Source organism: Pseudomonas sp. P7548 (assembly GCF_013386585.1).
Lineage (GTDB): Bacteria > Pseudomonadota > Gammaproteobacteria > Pseudomonadales > Pseudomonadaceae > Aquipseudomonas.
The window spans coordinates 81,983-101,282 of sequence record NZ_JACARO010000004.1 but is presented as its reverse complement, the minus strand read 5'-3'; the positions used below and the strand labels follow the sequence as shown (position 1 = coordinate 101,282).

Here is a 19,300-nt window from a genome sequence, read left to right as displayed (position 1 = left end):
GCTTAGCGGTCCACGTCGGCCATAACGAAATCGATACTACCCAGGTACGCAATCAAGTCCGCGACCATCTCGCCTTTGATCACCGAAGGGATCTGCTGCAAGTGGGCGAAGCTTGGGGTACGGATCCGGGTGCGGTAGCTCATGGTGCCGCCATCGCTCGTCAGGTAATAACTGTTGATACCCTTGGTCGCTTCGATCATCTGGAAGGATTCGTTGGCCGGCATGACCGGGCCCCACGAAACCTGCAGGAAGTGCGTGATCAGGGTTTCGATGTGCTGCAGCGTGCGTTCTTTCGGCGGCGGCGTGGTCAGCGGGTGATCCGCCTTGTACGGACCGGCCGGCATGTTGCGCATGCACTGCTCGATGATCTTCAGGCTCTGGCGCATTTCTTCGACGCGCACGATGCAACGGTCGTAGGCATCGCCATTGGCCGCCAGCGGGACTTCGAATTCGAAGTTCTCGTAGCCGGAGTACGGGCGCGCTTTACGCAGGTCGAAATCGCAGCCGGTGGAACGCAGGCCAGCACCGGTGACGCCCCATTCCAGGGCCTCTTTGGTGTTGTACTGGGCGACGCCGATGGTGCGACCTTTAAGGATGCTGTTATCCAGCGCGGCCTTCTGGTATTCGTCCAGACGCTTGGGCATCCACTCGACGAACTCCTTGACCAGGCGCTCCCAGCCATTTGGCAGGTCGTGGGCGACGCCGCCGATGCGGTACCAGGCCGGGTGCAGGCGGAAACCGGTGATGGCTTCGATGACCTTGTAGGCGCGCTGACGGTCGGTGAAGGTGAAGAACACCGGGGTCATGGCGCCGACGTCCTGGATATAGGTACCCAGGAACAGCAGGTGGCTGGTGATCCGGAAGAACTCGGCCATCATGATGCGGATGGTGTCGACGCGGTCTGGCACCTTGATGCCGGCCAGCTTCTCGACCGAGAGCACGTACGGCAGGTTGTTCATCACGCCGCCGAGGTAGTCGATACGGTCGGTGTACGGGATGAAGCTGTGCCATGACTGACGCTCGGCCATCTTCTCGGCACCACGGTGGTGGTAGCCGATGTCCGGTACGCAGTCGACGATTTCTTCGCCATCCAGTTGCAGGATGATACGGAAGGCACCGTGAGCCGAAGGGTGGTTCGGGCCCAGGTTGAGGAACATGTAGTCCTCGTTGGTGCTGGAGCGTTTCATGCCCCAGTCTTCCGGACGGAAACGCGCCGCTTCCTCTTCAAGCTGCTGCTTGGCGAGGTTGAGGCTGAACGGATCGAATTCGGTGGCGCGGGCAGGGAAGTCCTTGCGCAGCGGGTGACCTTCCCAGGTCGGCGGCATCATGATGCGCGACAGGTGCGGGTGGCCCGGGAAGTCGATGCCGAACATGTCCCACACTTCACGCTCGTACCAGCTGGCGTTCGGCCAGATACCGGTCACGGTCGGGATGCTCAAGTCGCTCTCAGACAGGGCGACCTTGATCATCACGTCGCTGTTACGTTCCAGCGACATCAGGTGGTAGAACACGGTGAAGTCGGCGCCGCTTGGCAGCCCTTGACGCTTGGTGCGCAGACGCTCGTCCACGCCATGCAGGTCATAGAGCATGACGTACGGCTTGGGCAGGTTGCGCAGGAAGGTCAGGACTTCGACGAGCTTGGCGCGCGCCACCCACAGCACCGGCATGCCGGTGCGCGTGGCCTGGGCGGTGAAGGCGTCAGGGCCAAAACGGTTATTGAGTTCGACGACCACATCCTGGTCGTCTGCCTTATAAGGCGGGATGTACAGAGCACTGCCTGTAGTCATGGTTTTTTTATCGCTTTCGGTCAACGTAAAGAATGAAGCCAGGTGTTCGTTCTATAAAAGAAGCGGGCTGGATCAGACTTCGTCAGGGCTGCGCAGGTTGGTGACTGCGATTCGCTGTTCGCGGCGCTCTTCCTTTTGCGAAGGCATCTCGGCGCGATACACGCCTTGATCACCAACGACCCAGGAAAGCGGGCGACGCTCCTTGCCAATCGATTCCTGCAGCAGCATCAAGCCTTGCAGGAACGCTTCAGGGCGAGGCGGGCAGCCAGGCACGTAGACGTCCACGGGCAGGAACTTGTCCACCCCTTGAACGACGGAGTAGATGTCGTACATGCCACCGGAGTTGGCGCACGAACCCATGGAGATAACCCACTTCGGCTCGAGCATTTGCTCGTAGAGACGCTGAATGATCGGCGCCATCTTGATGAAGCAGGTTCCGGCGATAACCATGAAATCCGCCTGGCGCGGCGAGGCCCGGATAACTTCGGCGCCAAAGCGCGCGATGTCGTGGGGCGCCGTGAAGGCGGTGGTCATTTCCACGTAGCAGCACGACAGACCGAAGTTGTACGGCCACAGGGAGTTTTTACGCCCCCAGTTGACCGCGCCACTCAGCACGTCTTCGAGCTTGCCCATGTAGATGTTTTTGTGGACTTGGTCTTCTAACGGGTCGGAAACGGTTTCCCGTTCGCCGATGGGGTACTGCTCGTTAGGAGCATCCGGGTCGATCCTGGTGAGATTGTATTGCATCGCCAAAGCCTCATTGTTTCAGCTTCGCTTGCCGCTTACGACGAGCTTCCGGAGCCCAATCAAGGGCGCCCACTCGGAATAGGTAGACAAGGCCTGCCAACAGAATTGCTATGAAAACGAGGGCTTCGACGAATCCGGTCCAGCCGCTTTCGCGGACGGACACAGACCAGGCAAAGAGAAAGAGGGCTTCGATATCGAAGATCACGAACAGCATCGCGACCAGATAGAATTTGGCTGAGAGCCGCAAGCGGGCGCCACCTGTAGGCAGCATGCCGGACTCGAACGGTTCATTTTTGCTGCGGCCCCAGGCTTTTGACCCGAGGAGGCTGGAGACACCGAGCATGAAGGCGCAGAGGCCGACAACACCGAGGAGGAAAATGGCAAAGCCCCAGTTGTGGGCCATGAGTCCTGTCGCTTCGGTCATGCTGGAAATCCTTAACAGAGAGCAAAGGTCTCTGAGCTCGAAAAAGTAACGATGCAGTGACGATATGTCGCACTGCAATCAATCGCGGTGATTTTATGGCTAAACACCGGGCAAGTAAAATTCCTATAGCGAAATTATTCGATGGAATAAGGACATAGTGCACCTTTGTGGGGCTGCAGCCCTTGCGCTGTGGGCATTAGCGGGCTTTTGAACAATTAAGTTTTGTTTGTCTGGTAACGAAGCTTTCATGCGCCAAATGATAATGAATATTGTTTGCGTGGGGTTTAAGCGAATGTTTCGCGTGTGGCGGGGGAAGTTGCCGTTACTTGCTTGATTGTCGCTTAGTTGTTGGAGTGGATCTTTTAACCGATCTGATCCTTGGGAATACCGCTCTGGATCAATGTTTTGCGCAAAATTCTGAGGTTGCACACATTCCCCTTGTGGGAGCGGGCTTGCTCGCGAAAGCGGTGTACTAGTCGCTGATGGGCTGATTGACCTACCGCATTCGCGAGCAAGCCCGCTCCCACATTCTGATCTTCATTGTGTCAGGAGGCTTTCCATCGGGCAAAAAAACGCCCCGAACCAGTCGGGGCGTGATTGCTGCGCGGCACTGCGGTTAGGTCTTCCGTGGGGCCGCAGTGGCCGTGTACTCGCTGCTGCTTAGTGGAACTGTTCTTCTTCGGTCGAACCGGTCAGCGCGGTCACGGACGAGGTGCCACCCTGGATCACGGTGGTCATGTCGTCGAAGTAGCCAGTGCCCACTTCCTGCTGGTGCGCCACGAAGGTGTAGCCCTTGGCGGCGTCAGCGAATTCCTGCTCCTGCAGCTTCACGTAGGCGGTCATGTCATTGCGGGCGTAGTCGTGCGCCAGGTTGAACATGCTGTGCCACATGTTGTGAATGCCGGCCAGGGTGATGAACTGGTGCTTGTAGCCCATGGCGGACAGTTCGCGCTGGAACTTGGCGATGGTCGCGTCGTCCAGGTTCTTCTTCCAGTTGAAAGAAGGCGAGCAGTTGTAGGACAGCAGTTGGTCCGGGTATTCCTTCTTGATCGCTTCGGCAAAGCGACGGGCTTCGTCCAGGTCCGGCTTGGCGGTTTCGCACCAGATCAGGTCGGCGTACGGTGCGTAGGCCAGGCCGCGAGCGATGGCCTGGTCGAGGCCGGCGCGTACCTTGTAGAACCCTTCCTGGGTGCGCTCGCCGGTCACGAACGGCTTGTCATACGGGTCGCAGTCCGAGGTCAGCAGGTCTGCTGCGTTGGCGTCGGTACGGGCCAGGATGATGGTTGGCGTACCGGCAACGTCAGCGGCCAGGCGGGCAGCGGTCAGCTTCTGTACGGCTTCCTGGGTGGGTACCAGTACCTTGCCGCCCATGTGGCCGCATTTTTTCACGGAGGCCAACTGGTCTTCGAAGTGCACGCCGGCAGCGCCAGCCTCGATCATGCTCTTCATCAGCTCGTAGGCGTTCAGCACGCCGCCGAAACCCGCTTCAGCGTCAGCCACGATCGGTGCGAAGTAGTCGATGTAGCCTTCGTCGCCTGGGTTCTTGCCGGCTTTCCACTGGATCTGGTCGGCACGGCGGAACGAGTTGTTGATGCGCTTGACCACGGTCGGCACCGAGTCCACCGGGTACAGCGATTGGTCGGGGTACATGGATTCAGCGGAGTTGTTGTCCGCTGCCACTTGCCAGCCGGACAGGTAGATCGCCTGGATACCGGCTTTCACCTGTTGCACTGCCTGGCCGCCAGTAAGGGCGCCCATGCAGTTGACGAAATCTTTGTCGGGACGGAAGGAAGGCTTGGCACCTTGGGTTACCAGGTTCCACAGCTTCTCGGCGCCGAGTTTTGCAAAGGTGTGCTCAGGTTGAACCGAGCCACGCAGGCGGACGACGTCAGCAGCGGAATAAGCGCGGGTCACGCCTTTCCAGCGTGGGTTTTCAGCCCAGTCTTTTTCAAGGGCTGCAATTTGCTGTTCGCGTGTCAGTGCCATGGAGATAAACCTCGTCGCGTTTAGAAGATCCGTTTTCCAGCCGTGCATTCAATGCGTGGGCAGGGCTGCTCGCTGACCAGAAGCTTAGGCGGTCATGTCGGGTCTGGCGGGGAAGGCGACGGGATGAACGTGGTGCTCAAGGGGGAGTTGAGCAGGTAAGGGCAAACTGCGGACAGTCTTCGGGCGTCGTGGGCCTTTGTACGTTCCATCAGTGTGTAGCCGGGTTACCTGGTTAGCTTCCGTCCCTCGGGACAACTTCGTTCCAGTCGCAACCAAAGTCAAACACGCCTTGTGGGCGGTACAGACACGAATCGGCTCGGGTGGGTAGCTTGGAGCGGCGATTCGAAGGCCCTTGCCAGGGCCCCTGATTAGCGGGAGCGAGGCCATCATGCACAGGCTTTTTTGTATCGTCAAATGTTTTGTAGTGCTTTTTTTAAAGCACTACATCTTTAGTCTAAGACGACTCATCGGTCAGTTTTTGGTGCTTCAGTTCAGGGTGTCGACCTTGACCCGCAAAGTCAGGTCATCTCGGCCCTGAGTAGAGTAGCTGCGGGTTGTAGAGGATTTGTCGGCCTGGGTCTCGCGATTGATGCCGGCCAGGGTGATCCACTCGCCCAGGCGACCGCTGACAGTTGTGTCGGTGCTTTGCACGTTCACTACATCGGGACGTTCCTGGCTCATGCGGTCACGGTTAGTACTGATGGCCAGGTGAACGGTCTCGCCGGTGACGCTTGCCGTCACGTAGAAGCCCTGGGTGACGTTGCGATACTGGGTCTGGTTCTGCGGGCGGCCGTAGGCGTCCGGCTGGGTGGTGGTGAGTGGCACGCTCTGCCCAACCTGGATCAATGCTGGCACGCCTTCGCTGGCCTGGACTTGCTGGATGCCACCGTCACGGCTGGCAGTGCCATAGCTGATGATGCGGGTCTGGCTATCACCGGTGTTCTGCTGGTTGTTCTCGTTGGTGTCGACGGTGATCAGCAGGCGCTTGGCCGGTGTGTCCAGTTGGGTGAGCAGGACGCGCAGGTCCTGGATCTTGCCGGGGTCGGCCTTGACGATAAGCTGGTTGCCGTAGGCGCTGACGGTGCCGTCCTTGCCGATGAAGTTCTGTGCTACCGGGAGCAGGTCGGCACTGGTGCGGTTGCTCAGGTTGACGACTTCGGTGTCGGCCACGGCGGCGAAGCTGGCGGTCAGGAGGAGGGCGGTGAGCAGGGTGCGTAGGGACATGTCCGTTATCTCTGCGAGTCATTTAGGCGGGATAGTGCCAGTTTGTCGGCCTGGTGGGTCGCAAATTGAATCGTAGACGGCAAAATGCCCTGGCATGGCAGGGCATTTGTGTTGGTGCAGAAATAGCCTTCGCGAACGAGACAGCTCAGTCCTCGCGCACCATATCGACATGCGGAATCCCGACCTCAAGAAACTCATCACTGACGATCTTGAAACCCAAGCGCTCATAAAACGGCGCCGCATATACCTGCGCACTGAGGAACTGCTTGGTTTGGCCACGTTTCTGGGCCACGCCAATCACCGCATCCATCAGCTTGTCGCCCACGTTCAGGCCGCGCCAGTCCTTGAGGACCGATACCCGACCAATCTCGCCCGTAGGCAGCAGGCGCGCAGTACCGATAGGAAAGTCGCCTTCAAATGCGAGGAAATGCACCGCGCCAGCGTCTTCCGAATCCCACTCCAGCTCCGGTGGAACCGATTGCTCCGCGATAAACACCGCTTCACGAATGCGCCGTATCTCGGCGATATCCTTTTGCCAGTCCGCGACACTTACGTGAATCTTATTCATCGGCAAATCCCAGGCTTCCTTGCTTGACCAGTTCGCACAGCAGGTCACGGCCGTCTTCGTCCGCCAGCCACGAGCCGAGGTTCTCGGCGTGCAGGGCGTCGGCGGAGCAGATCAGTTTCAGCAGCTCGCGCAGCTTGCCCGGCAGGTAACGGCTCTGGCCGCTGGCGAACAGCAGCACGTCGTCGTCCACTTCCGACCAGGCCAGGCGCGCGCTCGGGTTGCGCACCAGGATCGCGCCATCTTGCAGGGCGTTGATGAAGTCTTCTTCGCCCAATTCTTCGCCGGCCACCAATTCAGGATAGCGCGGTTCGGTCATGAACTGGCCGAACCAGGTCAGCAGCATGCGCTCGTCGCTCATGTGCTCGGCCAACAGGCTCTTGAGGCGGTCTAGGGCATCGCCCTGGATCTGGTGCGGGTCGCTGGCCGGCTGTGCGTCGGCGTCGGTGTAGCGCTCTTCGTCAGTCAGGTACTGGCTGAGGAAGTCGGTGAAGTGGGTCAGCACTTCAGCCGCGCTCGGTGCACGAAAGCCGACGGAATAGGTCATGCAGTCATCTTCGGCGATGCCGAAATGCGCCAGGCGTGGCGGCAGGTACAGCATGTCGCCCGGTTCCAGCACCCATTCGGCGCTTTCTTCGAATTCGGCGAGGATGCGCAGGTCAGCGTGCTGCAGCAGCGGGCTTTCGGAGTTGCACATCTGGCCGATCTTCCAGTTGCGCTTGCCCTGGGCTTGCAGCAGGAACACGTCGTAGTTGTCGAAGTGCGGGCCGACGCTGCCGCCAGGTGCGGCAAAGCTGATCATCACATCGTCGATGCGCCAGCTTGGCAGGAAGCGGAACTGCTCCAGCAGCTCGGCCACTTCCGGCACGAACTGGTCGACGGCCTGCACCAGCAGGGTCCACTCGCGTTCCGGCAGGGTGCTGAACGTGTCTTCAGCGAAGGGGCCGCGACGCAGTTCCCACGGGCGCTCGCCGTGCTCGATCACCAGGCGCGATTCGACTTCTTCTTCCAGGGCCAGGCCGGCCAGTTCGTCGGCGTCGATCGGGCTTTCGAAATCAGGGATGGCCTGGCGGATCAGCAGCGGTTTTTTCTGCCAGTAGTCGCGCAGGAATTCCCGTGCCGTGATGCCGCCCAGAAGTTGAAGAGGGATATCAGGATTCATGTGTAACCTATTGAAAGAAAGCACTTTTCAGACTGGAATAAAAACGCCCGGCGCGGCCGGGCGTCTCAAAGGGTCTTGCGAAGATCAGATGCGCTTGGCTTGCGCTACAGCGTTGCCGATGTAGTTGGCCGGGGTGAGCAGTTTCAGCTCGGCCTTGGCCGCAGCTGGCATGTCCAGGCCGTCGATGAAAGTTTGCAGCGCTTCAGGGCTGATGCCCTTGCCGCGCGTCAACTCTTTCAGTTTTTCGTACGGGTTTTCGATGTTGTAGCGGCGCATCACGGTCTGGATCGGCTCGGCGAGGACTTCCCAGCAGGCGTCCAGGTCAGCGGCAATCTTCTGCTCATTGAGCTCAAGTTTGCTGATGCCTTTGAGGCTGGCCTCGTACGCGATCACGCTGTGCGCGAAGCCCACGCCGAGGTTGCGCAGTACGGTGGAGTCGGTCAGGTCGCGCTGCCAGCGAGAGATCGGCAACTTGCTGGCCAGGTGCTGGAACAGCGCGTTGGCGATGCCGAGGTTGCCTTCGGAGTTTTCGAAGTCGATCGGGTTGACCTTGTGCGGCATGGTCGACGAACCGATTTCGCCGGCAATGGTGCGTTGCTTGAAGTAGCCCAGGGAGATGTAGCCCCAGATATCGCGATCGAAGTCGATCAGGATGGTGTTGAAGCGCGCAATGGCGTCGAACAGCTCGGCGATGTAGTCGTGGGGTTCGATCTGCGTGGTGTACGGGTTGAAGCCCAGGCCCAGCTCGTCTTCGATGAAGGCGCGGGCATTGGCTTCCCAGTCGATCTCGGGGTAGGCCGACAGGTGGGCGTTGTAGTTGCCCACGGCGCCGTTGATCTTGCCCAGCAGCGGTACGGCCGCGACTTGAGCGATCTGACGCTCCAGGCGGTACACCACATTGGCCAGTTCTTTACCCAGGGTGGTCGGCGAGGCCGGCTGGCCGTGGGTGCGCGACAGCATTGGCACGTCGGCGAAACGGATGGCCAGTTCGCGGATGGCGTTGGCGGTCTGGCGCATCAGTGGCAGCATCACGTCATCACGGCCTTCGCGCAGCATCAGGGCGTGGGACAGGTTGTTGATGTCCTCGCTGGTGCAGGCAAAGTGGATGAACTCGCTGACCTGGGCCAGTTCCGGCAGCTTGGCCGCTTGCTCTTTGAGCAGGTATTCGATGGCTTTTACGTCATGGTTGGTGGTGCGCTCGATCTCTTTCACACGCTCGGCGTGCTCCAGGGAGAAGTTTTCCGCCAGGGTGTTGAGCACAGCGTTGGCTTCGGCGGAGAACGCCGGCACTTCGCTGATGGCGGGGTGAGCGGCCAGGCGCTGGAGCCAGCGCACTTCAACCAGAACACGAGCACGGATCAAGCCGTATTCGCTGAAAATAGGGCGCAGGGCCTGGGTTTTGCCGGCGTAGCGGCCGTCAACAGGGGAAACCGCAGTGAGCGAAGAGAGCTGCATGGGGTGTTCTCGGACAGTCGGGCAACGAAATGGGGCGCGTATCATACATGAAAAAATCCGCCGGTCCGTCGCCAACTGACCGGCGTATTACGCGTGAGGCTATAAAAAAAACGGGTCGCTGCGACTTATTCGTTGCGCATCAACGGGTAAAGCTCTTTGAGCAATTTGCGCCGGCTGATCACCAGTTGCCAACGATGACCGCCCAACTGGCGCCACAACCGCGCCGAACGAATACCGGCCAGGAGCAGGGCGCGGATTTTCGAGGCGTTGTTCGGTTGCTGCAGGTTGCGCATGTCGCCGTGCACCTGGATGCGTTGGCGCAAGGTGCTCAAGGTGTCCTGGTACAGCGCACCACAGGCCGCGATCACGTTTTCGTGGGCGGGGCCGAAGTGTTCCACTTGGGACTGGATCTGCGGCAGGCGTTTGCCGATGGTTTCGAGCATGTCCTCGCGCTTGGCCAGTTGGCGTTCGAGGCCGAGCATCGATAACGCATAGCGCAACGGCTCGCGCTGCAGGGTGCTCGGGTCGCGCTCCAGGGCGCCGATCAGCGCGCGGTAGCCTTCACGCAGCGCCAGATCATCACCGCCATAGACTTCCAGGGTGTCCTTGGGGTCGCGGATCAGCAGGCTGCCGAGCATGCAGGTCAGGCCGGCTTCGGTGACCTGGCCGGTCTTGGCAATCTTGTCCACCAGCACCGCGGCGAGGAATACCCCGCCCAATGCCGTCAATTGCTCCTGGGTCGGGCTCATTCCGATGCGCTCCAGGCTTCGGCCACTTCAATCACGCCGCCGCCCAGGCAGATTTCGCCGTCGTAGAACACCACGGACTGGCCAGGCGTGACCGCGCGTTGCGGGTCATCAAAGGTGGCGCGGTAACCGGTGGCGGTTTTTTCCAGGGTGCAGGGCTGGTCGCTCTGGCGATAACGCACCTTGGCGGTCAGGCGGCGCGGGGTGCTCAGGTCGATCGGGTTGACCCAATAGATCTCCGAGGCGAGCAGGGCGCCCGAGAACAGCAGTGGGTGCTCATTGCCCTGGCCGACGATCAGCACGTTGTTTTCCAGGTCCTTGACCAGCACGTACCACGGCTCTTCACCGGCGTCCTTCAAGCCGCCGATGCCCAGGCCCTGGCGTTGGCCGATGGTGTGGTACATCAAGCCATGGTGACGGCCGATGACTTCACCTTCGGTGGTCTTGATTTCGCCCGGTTGCGCCGGCAGGTACTGCTTGAGGAAGTCGCTGAAGCGGCGCTCACCGATAAAGCAGATGCCGGTGGAGTCCTTCTTCTTTGCGGTGGCCAGGCCGTGTTTCTCGGCGATCTTGCGCACTTCGGGTTTTTCCAGCTCGCCCACCGGGAACAGGGTCTTGGCGATCTGTTCACCGCCGACGGCGTGCAGGAAGTAGCTCTGGTCCTTGTTCGGGTCCAGGCCCTTGAGCAGTTCGGTGCGGCCATCGATGTCGCGGCGACGCACGTAATGGCCAGTGGCGATCAAGTCGGCGCCGAGCATCATGGCGTAGTCGAGGAACGCCTTGAACTTGATTTCACGGTTGCACAGGATGTCCGGGTTCGGCGTGCGACCGGCCTTGTATTCGGCCAGGAAGTGCTCGAACACGTTGTCCCAGTACTCGGCGGCGAAGTTGGCGGTGTGCAGCTTGATGCCAATCTTGTCGCACACGGCCTGTGCGTCTGCCAGGTCGTCCATGGCGGTGCAATATTCCGTTCCATCGTCTTCTTCCCAGTTCTTCATGAACAGGCCTTCCACCTCATAGCCCTGCTCCATGAGCAGAACGGCGGAAACGGAAGAGTCCACGCCACCGGACATGCCGACGATGACGCGCTTCTTTTGTGTGTCAGAAGGGGCTGGATCACGCATAGGGTTTCAACGGGTGTCTTGAAAAAGGACGCGATTCTATCAGGCTCAGGCCTCCAAGGCTAAAGAGAAGGGCGGATCAATTCGAGACTGTGGCGCTGCCCGGCCAGATAATCGTCGATGCAGCGGATGATCAGCTCGCTGCGCCAGTCGTCGCGCACGGCCATCAGCTCGTCACGGGTCAGCCAGCGGGCGCGCAGGATGCCTTCGTCGAGCTGATAGTCCGGGTGGTGTTTCAGCGTCTTGGCGATGAAGCAGACCCGTTGGTAGGTCACGCCATTGCTCGGGGCCGTGTACAGGTAGATGCCGACGATGCCGGTGGCTTCCACGTCCCAGCCGGTTTCTTCGAGGGTTTCGCGTACGGCGGCTTCGGTCAGGGTTTCGTGCGGGTCGAGGTGGCCGGCGGGCTGGTTGAGCACGGCGCGGCCGCCCTTGAGTTCTTCGACCATCAGGAAGCGGCCGTTGTCTTCGACAATGGTGGCGACGGTGATGTGGGGTTGCCAGGTCATGGTTGCCTCAATGTGTAGTGACTGAAGAAACTCGATCGGTGTGGGAGCTGGCTTGCCTGCGATAGCGGTGGGTCAACTGCTGCTGTGTTAACTGAAAGACTGCTATCGCAGGCAAGCCAGCTCCCACATTTGATTGGGTTTGTTCAGTGAGAACGGGATGTAAATAAAAACCCCGGCACGGGGCCGGGGCTTCTTTGCATCCTTACAACCTTACTTCAACTTGGCAATGGCCGCGTTGAGGGTGTTGCTTGGGCGCATGGCTTTGCTGGTCAGCTCTGGGTTCGGCGCGTAGTAGCCGCCGATGTCCACTGGCTTGCCCTGTACGGCGTTGAGTTCGGCAACGATGGTCGCTTCGTTCTCGGTCAGGGTCTTGGCCAGTTCGCCGAACTGCGCTTGCAGTGCAGTGTCTTCGGTCTGGGCAGCCAGGGCTTGTGCCCAGTACAGCGCCAGGTAGAAGTGGCTGCCGCGGTTGTCGATGTTGCCGACTTTACGCGATGGCGACTTGTTGTTGTCCAGGAACAGGCCAGTGGCCTGGTCCAGGGTCTTGGACAGTACCAGGGCTTTCGGGTTGTTGTAGTTCACACCCAAATGCTCGAGGGATGCGGCCAGGGCCAGGAACTCACCCAGGGAATCCCAGCGCAGGAAGTTCTCTTCCACCAGTTGCTGTACGTGTTTCGGCGCCGAACCACCGGCGCCGGTTTCGAACAGGCCACCGCCGTTCATCAGCGGCACGATGGACAGCATCTTGGCGCTGGTGCCCAGCTCCATGATCGGGAACAGGTCGGTCAGGTAGTCACGCAGCACGTTACCGGTCACCGAGATGGTGTCCAGGCCCTTGCGGGTGCGCTCCAGGGTGAACTTCATCGCGTCGACTGGCGACATGATGCGGATGTCCAGGCCTTCGGTGTTGTGGTCTTTCAGGTAAGCCTGAACTTTCTCGACCACCACGCCGTCGTGTGCACGCTTAGGGTCCAGCCAGAAGATGGCCGGGGTGTTGCTGGCGCGAGCGCGGTTGACGGCCAGTTTGACCCAGTCCTGGATCGGCGCGTCTTTGGTCTGGCACGTGCGGAAGATGTCGCCGGCTTCAACAGCCTGTTCCATCAGCAGGGTGCCCTTGCTGTCGGTGACGCGGACAACGCCGTCAGCCTTGATCTGGAAGGTCTTGTCGTGGGAGCCGTACTCTTCGGCTTTCTTCGCCATCAGGCCAACGTTTGGCACGCTGCCCATGGTGGTTGGGTCGAAGGCGCCATTGGCCTTGCAGTCTTCGATGACCGCCTGGTAGATGGTGGCGTAGCAGCGATCCGGAATCACAGCCTTGGTGTCGTGCAGCTGGCCGTCGGTGCCCCACATCTTGCCGGAGTCACGGATCATGGCTGGCATCGAGGCGTCGACGATGACGTCGCTCGGCACGTGCAGGTTGGTGATGCCTTTGTCGGAGTTGACCATCGCCAGGGATGGGCGAGCAGCATAGACCGCCTGGATGTCGGCTTCGATCTGCGCTTGTTGCTCGGCCGGCAGGGCCTTGATGCGTGCGTACAGGTCGCCGATGCCGTTGTTCAGGTTGAAGCCGATCTGCTCCAGCACGGCAGCGTGCTTGGTGAGGGCGTCTTTGTAGAACTCGGCAACGATCTGGCCGAACATGATCGGGTCGGAGACCTTCATCATGGTGGCTTTGAGGTGAACCGACAGCAGAACGCCTTGTTTCTTGGCGTCTTCGATTTCAGCGGCGATGAAGCTGCGCAGGGCTTTCTTGCTCAGCACGGCAGTGTCGATGATCTCGCCAGCTTGTACCGAGGTCTTTTCTTTCAGGACGGTTGCGGTGCCGTCTTGAGCGATCAGCTCGATTTTGACAGCGTCAGCGGCTTCGATCTGTACGGCTTTTTCGCTGCCGTAGAAGTCGCCGTTGTTCATGTGCGCGATGTGCGACTTGGAGTCAGCAGCCCAGGCGCCCATCTTGTGCGGGTGCTTGCGTGCGTAATTCTTGACCGACAGCGGTGCACGGCGGTCGGAGTTGCCTTCGCGCAGGACCGGGTTCACGGCGCTGCCCTTGACCTTGTCGTAACGTGCACGGGTTTCTTTTTCCGCGTCGGTGGTTACGGTTTCCGGGTAGTCCGGCAGGGCGTAGCCCAGGGCCTGCAGTTCCTTGATCGCCGCTTGCAGCTGTGGGGTCGAGGCACTGATGTTAGGCAGCTTGATGATGTTGGCTTCAGGCGTAACGGCCAGGTCGCCCAGTTCGGCGAGGTGGTCCGGGATGGCCTTGGCGCCCAGTTGCTGGGGGAAGCTTGCGAGGATGCGCCCGGCGAGGGAGATGTCGCGGGTTTCCACGGCAATATCAGCGGAAGCGGTGAAGGCCTCTACGATAGGCAGCAGTGAATAGGTGGCGAGGGCTGGGGCTTCGTCGGTGAAGGTGTAGATGATCTTCGAGCGGGTGGGCATATTCGGATTAACTCTCTTCTTTGCTGAAAGCGTGCGCAGAAACTCGAGATGCGCCGGGTGGAGCGCGTTCGTTCAAAGTCATCCATGAGCGAAATGTCGAGGTTTCTTCGCGGTGATGTTGGGTTGCATCAGTCGAGCGTCAAGCGGGTGGACTATTGTTTAGTCCGGCTTTTCTGGCGGAGGGCACTGTTATAGAGCGGTCGGCCGTCGTGACTCTTTGGTCAGCGGCGGCATTATACATAGGTCGCTATGCTTACGCCGAGCCTTCATACAAAAGGTGTGTCGTCCATTGGTCTAAAGGTCGCAGGGGGCGGGTTGCGCCAGAAGCCGCACGATGTGCTCAAGATTGGCACTTTTCCCGTTTCTTTCAGGCTTGTAGGCCACTAAATGTGCTGTTTTCGATGCAAATGAGCATGGCGCGAGGTTTCAGTCGCCATTTATCTGGAGTAGGCTCGAACGCAGCCAGATGTTCAATCCATAGATGGAGTTCAGCATGGGATACAAGAAGATTCAGGTTCCGGCAGTCGGCGACAAAATCACCGTCAATGCAGACCATTCTCTCAATGTTCCTAATAACCCGATCATCCCTTATATAGAAGGTGACGGTATTGGCGTCGACATCAGCCCGGTGATGATCAAGGTGGTCGATGCAGCTGTTGAAAAGGCCTACGGCGGCATGCGCAAGATCTCCTGGATGGAGGTGTATGCCGGCGAAAAGGCGACTCAAGTCTACGACCAGGACACCTGGCTGCCTCAGGAAACCCTGGATGCGGTCAAGGATTACGTGGTTTCCATTAAAGGCCCGCTGACCACGCCGGTGGGTGGCGGCATCCGTTCGCTGAACGTGGCCCTGCGCCAGCAGCTCGATCTTTATGTATGCCTGCGCCCCGTGCGCTGGTTTGAAGGTGTGCCAAGCCCGGTCAAGAAGCCCGGCGATGTGGACATGACCATCTTTCGTGAAAACTCCGAAGATATTTACGCCGGCATCGAGTGGAAGGCTGGCTCGCCGGAAGCGATCAAGGTCATCAAGTTCCTTAAGGAAGAAATGGGCGTTACCAAGATCCGTTTCGACCAGGATTGCGGGATTGGCGTGAAGCCGGTCTCCAAGGAAGGCACCAAGCGCCTGGCGCGCAAAGCCCTGCAATATGTGGTGGATAATGACCGCGATTCGCTGACCATCGTGCACAAGGGCAACATCATGAAGTTCACCGAGGGGGCCTTCAAGGAGTGGGCCTATGAAGTGGCGGCTGAAGAGTTTGGTGCGACGCTGCTGGATGGCGGCCCGTGGATGCAGTTCAAGAACCCGAAGACCGGCAAGCATGTGGTGGTCAAGGACGCCATTGCCGACGCCATGCTCCAGCAGATCCTGCTGCGCCCGGCTGAGTATGACGTGATCGCGACCCTCAACCTGAATGGCGACTACCTGTCTGACGCGCTGGCGGCGGAGGTGGGTGGGATTGGTATTGCGCCGGGGGCCAACCTCTCCGACACCGTGGCCATGTTCGAAGCCACCCACGGTACGGCGCCCAAGTATGCGGGTAAAGACCAGGTGAACCCCGGCTCGCTGATCCTGTCGGCGGAAATGATGCTGCGCCACATGGGCTGGACCGAGGCAGCCGACCTGATTATCAAGGGCACCAATGGCGCGATTTCGGCCAAGACTGTGACCTATGACTTCGAGCGCTTGATGGAGGGCGCCAAGCTGGTGTCATCGTCGGGCTTTGGTGACGCGTTGATTTCGCACATGTAAGCGGCTGGGCATAAAAAAGCCGGCCATACCGTCGAGGCGGAATGGCCGGTTTTTTATTGGGCGCTTGCTCAGTGGCCAATCAGGCCAATTCGTTTTCTGATTTTCGAGCAGTGCCGTTAGTTGCTGTGTCGTTGGTGCCTGGTGCACTGATATTCACTGCGTGCATACCTTTGGGTCCCTGAATAATGTCAAAGGAGACCGACTGCCCCGCCTTCAGTGTTTTGTAGCCTTCCATGTTAATCGCTGAGTAATGCGCAAAAAGGTCTTCGTCCTTGCCGTCTTCAATGATGAAGCCGTAACCCTTGGCATTGTTGAACCACTTGACCTTACCGCTAGTCATGCCCATATCCCTCTGCACCAGACTCCATCACTGGAGTATCATCCAGTTTATCCGTCCTAACCCGAATAAATAAGGTTGACTGCGCGGACCTTTTTTACCCACTGTGGGTTCTATTGGTTGTAACACCGTTTCGCCGATAGTCAAGGCGACCAGCCGGTCGGAGTTGAAATTCTGACAGGTCGCCCCCACCACTGTATTTGAACCACTGACGAACCTTTCTTTCCATGCATGCAAACAGCCAGATTCGACTAACATTCAATCAGGATCGCCCGGATCAGGAACATGACGACGACGGTTCTGCAGGCATTGCTGTTCAGGAGGCCAAGCCCGCCCTGCAGGCTCCGCCGATGTACAAGGTGGTTTTGTTCAATGATGACTACACACCGATGGATTTCGTCGTCGAAGTGCTCGAGGTGTTTTTTAACCTGAACCGCGAGTTGGCGACCAAGGTAATGCTGGCCGTTCACACAGAAGGACGGGCAGTATGTGGAGTGTTTACCCGCGACATCGCCGAGACAAAGGCCATGCAGGTCAACCAGTACGCCAGGGAAAGCCAGCATCCGCTACTCTGTGAAATCGAGAAGGACGGTTAACGCCGACCACTTGGGTATGAGGTGAAGCTATGTTAAACCGCGAGCTCGAAGTCACCCTCAATCTTGCCTTCAAGGAGGCCCGTTCGAAACGTCATGAATTCATGACCGTCGAACACCTGCTGTTGGCACTTTTGGATAACGAAGCTGCCGCCACCGTCTTGCGTGCGTGCGGCGCCAACCTCGACAAACTCAAGCATGACCTGCAGGAGTTTATCGACTCCACAACGCCACTGATCCCCGTTCATGATGAAGACCGTGAAACCCAGCCGACCCTGGGCTTCCAGCGGGTGCTTCAGCGTGCCGTGTTCCATGTGCAGAGCTCCGGCAAGCGAGAAGTCACAGGCGCCAACGTGCTTGTGGCGATCTTCAGCGAACAGGAAAGCCAGGCAGTGTTCCTGCTCAAGCAGCAGAGCGTTGCCCGTATCGATGTCGTCAACTACATCGCCCACGGTATCTCCAAGGTGCCCGGGCACGGCGATCATTCCGAGGGTGAGCAGGATATGCAGGACGACGAGGGCGGTGAGTCTTCTTCTTCGGGCAATCCACTGGATGCCTATGCCAGCAACCTCAATGAACTGGCGCGCCAGGGGCGGATCGATCCGCTGGTGGGGCGTGAGAATGAGGTTGAGCGTGTAGCGCAGATCCTCGCGCGTCGTCGCAAGAACAACCCGTTGCTGGTGGGTGAGGCAGGCGTGGGCAAGACCGCGATTGCCGAAGGCCTGGCCAAGCGCATTGTCGACAACCAGGTGCCAGACCTGCTGGCCAACAGTGTCGTCTATTCCCTGGACCTGGGCGCGTTGCTCGCCGGGACCAAGTACCGTGGCGACTTCGAGAAGCGCTTCAAGGCGCTGCTCGGCGAGCTGAAAAAACGCCCGCAGGCGATCCTGTTCATCGACGAAATCCACACCATCATTGGTGCCGGTGCGGCGTCCGGCGGGGTGATGGACGCCTCCAACCTGCTCAAGCCGCTGTTGTCGTCGGGTGATATCCGCTGCATCGGCTCGACCACGTTCCAGGAATTCCGTGGCATCTTCGAAAAAGACCGTGCACTGGCGCGTCGCTTCCAGAAAGTCGACGTGTCCGAGCCTTCGGTTGAAGACACCATCGGCATCCTGCGCGGGCTCAAGGGGCGCTTCGAGGCGCACCACGGCATCGAGTACACCGATGAAGCCCTGCGCTCGGCGGCTGAGCTGGCGTCGCGCTACATCAATGATCGACACATGCCGGACAAGGCCATCGACGTGATCGACGAGGCGGGTGCCTACCAGCGCCTGCAACCGGTCGAGAAGCGTGTGAAGCGCATCGACGTGCCTCAGGTCGAGGACATTGTGGCGAAGATCGCGCGGATTCCGCCAAAACACGTCACCAGTTCCGACAAAGAGCTGCTGCGTAACCTCGAGCGCGACCTGAAACTGACCGTTTTTGGCCAGGATGCGGCGATCGACTCGTTGTCCACCGCGATCAAGCTGTCCCGTGCGGGCCTCAAGTCGCCGGACAAGCCAGTGGGTTCGTTCCTGTTCGCAGGCCCGACGGGCGTCGGCAAGACCGAGGCGGCGCGGCAATTGGCGAAGGCCATGGGGATCGAGCTGGTACGTTTCGACATGTCCGAATACATGGAGCGTCACACTGTGTCGCGCCTGATCGGTGCGCCTCCGGGCTATGTCGGTTTCGACCAGGGCGGCCTTTTGACCGAGGCCATCACCAAGCAACCGCATTGCGTTTTGCTGCTCGATGAAATCGAGAAGGCTCACCCGGAAGTCTTCAACCTGCTGCTGCAGGTGATGGACCACGGGACCCTGACCGACAACAACGGGCGCAAAGCGGACTTCCGCAACGTGATCGTGATCATGACCACCAACGCCGGTGCCGAAACGGCCGCGCGGGCTTCGATTGGCTTCAGCCATCAGGATCACTCCTCCGATGCCATGGAAGTGATCAAGAAGAGCTTCACGCCGGAGTTCCGCAACCGTCTGGACACCATTATCCAGTTTGGTCGCCTCAGCCATGAGGTCATCAAAAGCGTGGTGGACAAGTTCCTTACCGAGCTTCAGGCGCAGTTGGAAGACAAGCGCGTGCAGCTGGAAGTCACGGACGCGGCACGCAGCTGGCTGGCCGAAGGTGGTTACGATGCGGCAATGGGCGCTCGCCCGATGGCGCGTCTGATCCAGGACAAGATCAAGCGGCCATTGGCCGAAGAGATCCTGTTCGGCGAGTTGTCCGACCATGGCGGCGTGGTGCACATCGACCTGAAGGACGGCGAGCTGACCTTCGAGTTCGAAACCACGGCTGAAATGGTCTGATAGCTGACTGCAATAAAGCAAAAGGCGCCGAAAGGCGCCTTTTTGCTGTGTGTAATGAGGTTAGCCGCTATCGCATGATCACTGAAGATCCACTGTGGGAGCTGGCTTGCCTGCGATAGCGGTGGTCCAACTCGCCTATGTGTGACTGATCCACC

The 19,300-nt window shown here is 59.4% G+C and carries 16 protein-coding genes; 3 read left to right on the top strand and 13 right to left on the bottom strand.

Annotation, left to right across the window (positions count from 1 at the left end; translation table 11 throughout):
- Positions 1–2 precede the first annotated feature (2 nt).
- The 12 genes from nuoC to HX803_RS02575 all read right to left on the bottom strand — a co-directional run bounded on the left by nuoC (position 3) and on the right by HX803_RS02575 (position 14,162).
- Complete coding sequence (gene nuoC / locus HX803_RS02630) at positions 3–1,787, bottom strand: NADH-quinone oxidoreductase subunit C/D (protein WP_178918801.1); 1,785 nt, start codon at positions 1,785–1,787, stop codon at positions 3–5.
- A gap of 72 nt (positions 1,788–1,859) precedes the next feature.
- On the bottom strand, positions 1,860–2,534 hold the full coding sequence (locus HX803_RS02625) for an NADH-quinone oxidoreductase subunit B family protein (protein WP_016969249.1): 675 nt from the start codon (positions 2,532–2,534) through the stop codon (positions 1,860–1,862).
- Positions 2,535–2,544: 10 nt separating this feature from the next.
- Positions 2,545–2,958, bottom strand: a complete 414-nt coding sequence (locus tag HX803_RS02620) for an NADH-quinone oxidoreductase subunit A (RefSeq protein WP_003219575.1) — start codon at positions 2,956–2,958, stop codon at positions 2,545–2,547.
- 660 nt (positions 2,959–3,618) lie between these two features.
- Positions 3,619–4,944: an isocitrate lyase gene (gene aceA, locus HX803_RS02615; RefSeq protein WP_016969250.1), complete on the bottom strand. Its 1,326-nt coding sequence runs from the start codon at positions 4,942–4,944 to the stop codon at positions 3,619–3,621.
- Positions 4,945–5,430: 486 nt separating this feature from the next.
- Positions 5,431–6,168, bottom strand: a complete 738-nt coding sequence (locus tag HX803_RS02610; protein ID WP_178918800.1) for a secretin N-terminal domain-containing protein — start codon at positions 6,166–6,168, stop codon at positions 5,431–5,433.
- Positions 6,169–6,313: 145 nt separating this feature from the next.
- Positions 6,314–6,736 carry a GNAT family N-acetyltransferase gene (locus HX803_RS02605; protein ID WP_178918799.1) on the bottom strand — a complete coding sequence of 141 codons (423 nt, stop codon included), beginning with the start codon at positions 6,734–6,736 and terminating at the stop codon, positions 6,314–6,316.
- Positions 6,729–7,895 carry a cupin domain-containing protein gene (locus HX803_RS02600; protein WP_178918798.1) on the bottom strand — a complete coding sequence of 389 codons (1,167 nt, stop codon included), beginning with the start codon at positions 7,893–7,895 and terminating at the stop codon, positions 6,729–6,731. The genes HX803_RS02605 and HX803_RS02600 overlap by 8 nt, the downstream gene beginning before the upstream one ends.
- Positions 7,896–7,979: 84 nt before the next feature.
- Positions 7,980–9,350: an adenylosuccinate lyase gene (gene purB / locus HX803_RS02595; RefSeq protein WP_034098692.1), complete on the bottom strand. Its 1,371-nt coding sequence runs from the start codon at positions 9,348–9,350 to the stop codon at positions 7,980–7,982.
- A 125-nt stretch (positions 9,351–9,475) separates the two neighbouring features.
- Positions 9,476–10,099 carry a high frequency lysogenization protein HflD gene (gene hflD / locus HX803_RS02590; RefSeq protein ID WP_016969254.1) on the bottom strand — a complete coding sequence of 208 codons (624 nt, stop codon included), beginning with the start codon at positions 10,097–10,099 and terminating at the stop codon, positions 9,476–9,478.
- Positions 10,096–11,220: a tRNA 2-thiouridine(34) synthase MnmA gene (mnmA, locus tag HX803_RS02585; protein ID WP_178918797.1), complete on the bottom strand. Its 1,125-nt coding sequence runs from the start codon at positions 11,218–11,220 to the stop codon at positions 10,096–10,098. Before mnmA ends, hflD begins: the two co-directional genes overlap by 4 nt.
- A gap of 59 nt (positions 11,221–11,279) precedes the next feature.
- Positions 11,280–11,726: an NUDIX hydrolase gene (locus tag HX803_RS02580; RefSeq protein ID WP_178918796.1), complete on the bottom strand. Its 447-nt coding sequence runs from the start codon at positions 11,724–11,726 to the stop codon at positions 11,280–11,282.
- A gap of 210 nt (positions 11,727–11,936) precedes the next feature.
- Positions 11,937–14,162 (bottom strand): NADP-dependent isocitrate dehydrogenase, encoded by a 2,226-nt coding sequence (locus HX803_RS02575; protein WP_178918795.1) that lies wholly within the window; start codon positions 14,160–14,162, stop codon positions 11,937–11,939.
- A 493-nt stretch (positions 14,163–14,655) separates the two neighbouring features.
- Between HX803_RS02575 and icd the strand changes: the two genes are divergently transcribed.
- Entirely contained in the window at positions 14,656–15,912 is a 1,257-nt protein-coding gene (gene icd / locus HX803_RS02570) for an NADP-dependent isocitrate dehydrogenase (RefSeq protein ID WP_178918794.1), read from the top strand.
- A 79-nt stretch (positions 15,913–15,991) separates the two neighbouring features.
- Here icd and cspD read toward each other — a convergent pair whose 3' ends face one another.
- Positions 15,992–16,258, bottom strand: a complete 267-nt coding sequence (gene cspD / locus HX803_RS02565) for a cold shock domain-containing protein CspD (RefSeq protein ID WP_306172751.1) — start codon at positions 16,256–16,258, stop codon at positions 15,992–15,994.
- Between the two features lie 218 nt (positions 16,259–16,476).
- Between cspD and clpS the strand changes: the two genes are divergently transcribed.
- Together clpS and clpA are read left to right on the top strand one after the other, a co-directional pair.
- Positions 16,477–16,845, top strand: coding sequence for an ATP-dependent Clp protease adapter ClpS (clpS, locus tag HX803_RS02560; RefSeq protein ID WP_005789091.1), 369 nt, complete (start codon positions 16,477–16,479; stop codon positions 16,843–16,845).
- A gap of 29 nt (positions 16,846–16,874) precedes the next feature.
- Positions 16,875–19,145, top strand: a complete 2,271-nt coding sequence (clpA, locus tag HX803_RS02555) for an ATP-dependent Clp protease ATP-binding subunit ClpA (protein ID WP_178918792.1) — start codon at positions 16,875–16,877, stop codon at positions 19,143–19,145.
- Positions 19,146–19,300 lie beyond the last annotated feature (155 nt).

What these genes read in the sequence shown, in the direction of transcription:
- clpA (WP_178918792.1), top strand. Translation starts at nt 16,875, where the DNA reads ATGTTAAACCGCGAGCTCGAAGTCACCCTCAATCTTGCCTTCAAGGAG.
- HX803_RS02605 (WP_178918799.1), bottom strand. Translation starts at nt 6,736, where the DNA reads ATGAATAAGATTCACGTAAGTGTCGCGGACTGGCAAAAGGATATCGCC.
- HX803_RS02575 (WP_178918795.1), bottom strand. Translation starts at nt 14,162, where the DNA reads ATGCCCACCCGCTCGAAGATCATCTACACCTTCACCGACGAAGCCCCA.
- HX803_RS02625 (WP_016969249.1), bottom strand. Translation starts at nt 2,534, where the DNA reads ATGCAATACAATCTCACCAGGATCGACCCGGATGCTCCTAACGAGCAG.
- hflD (WP_016969254.1), bottom strand. Translation starts at nt 10,099, where the DNA reads ATGAGCCCGACCCAGGAGCAATTGACGGCATTGGGCGGGGTATTCCTC.
- mnmA (WP_178918797.1), bottom strand. Translation starts at nt 11,220, where the DNA reads ATGCGTGATCCAGCCCCTTCTGACACACAAAAGAAGCGCGTCATCGTC.
- nuoC (WP_178918801.1), bottom strand. Translation starts at nt 1,787, where the DNA reads ATGACTACAGGCAGTGCTCTGTACATCCCGCCTTATAAGGCAGACGAC.
- HX803_RS02600 (WP_178918798.1), bottom strand. Translation starts at nt 7,895, where the DNA reads ATGAATCCTGATATCCCTCTTCAACTTCTGGGCGGCATCACGGCACGG.
- aceA (WP_016969250.1), bottom strand. Translation starts at nt 4,944, where the DNA reads ATGGCACTGACACGCGAACAGCAAATTGCAGCCCTTGAAAAAGACTGG.
- purB (WP_034098692.1), bottom strand. Translation starts at nt 9,350, where the DNA reads ATGCAGCTCTCTTCGCTCACTGCGGTTTCCCCTGTTGACGGCCGCTAC.
- HX803_RS02620 (WP_003219575.1), bottom strand. Translation starts at nt 2,958, where the DNA reads ATGACCGAAGCGACAGGACTCATGGCCCACAACTGGGGCTTTGCCATT.
- HX803_RS02610 (WP_178918800.1), bottom strand. Translation starts at nt 6,168, where the DNA reads ATGTCCCTACGCACCCTGCTCACCGCCCTCCTCCTGACCGCCAGCTTC.
- cspD (WP_306172751.1), bottom strand. Translation starts at nt 16,258, where the DNA reads ATGGGCATGACTAGCGGTAAGGTCAAGTGGTTCAACAATGCCAAGGGT.
- HX803_RS02580 (WP_178918796.1), bottom strand. Translation starts at nt 11,726, where the DNA reads ATGACCTGGCAACCCCACATCACCGTCGCCACCATTGTCGAAGACAAC.
- clpS (WP_005789091.1), top strand. Translation starts at nt 16,477, where the DNA reads ATGCATGCAAACAGCCAGATTCGACTAACATTCAATCAGGATCGCCCG.
- icd (WP_178918794.1), top strand. Translation starts at nt 14,656, where the DNA reads ATGGGATACAAGAAGATTCAGGTTCCGGCAGTCGGCGACAAAATCACC.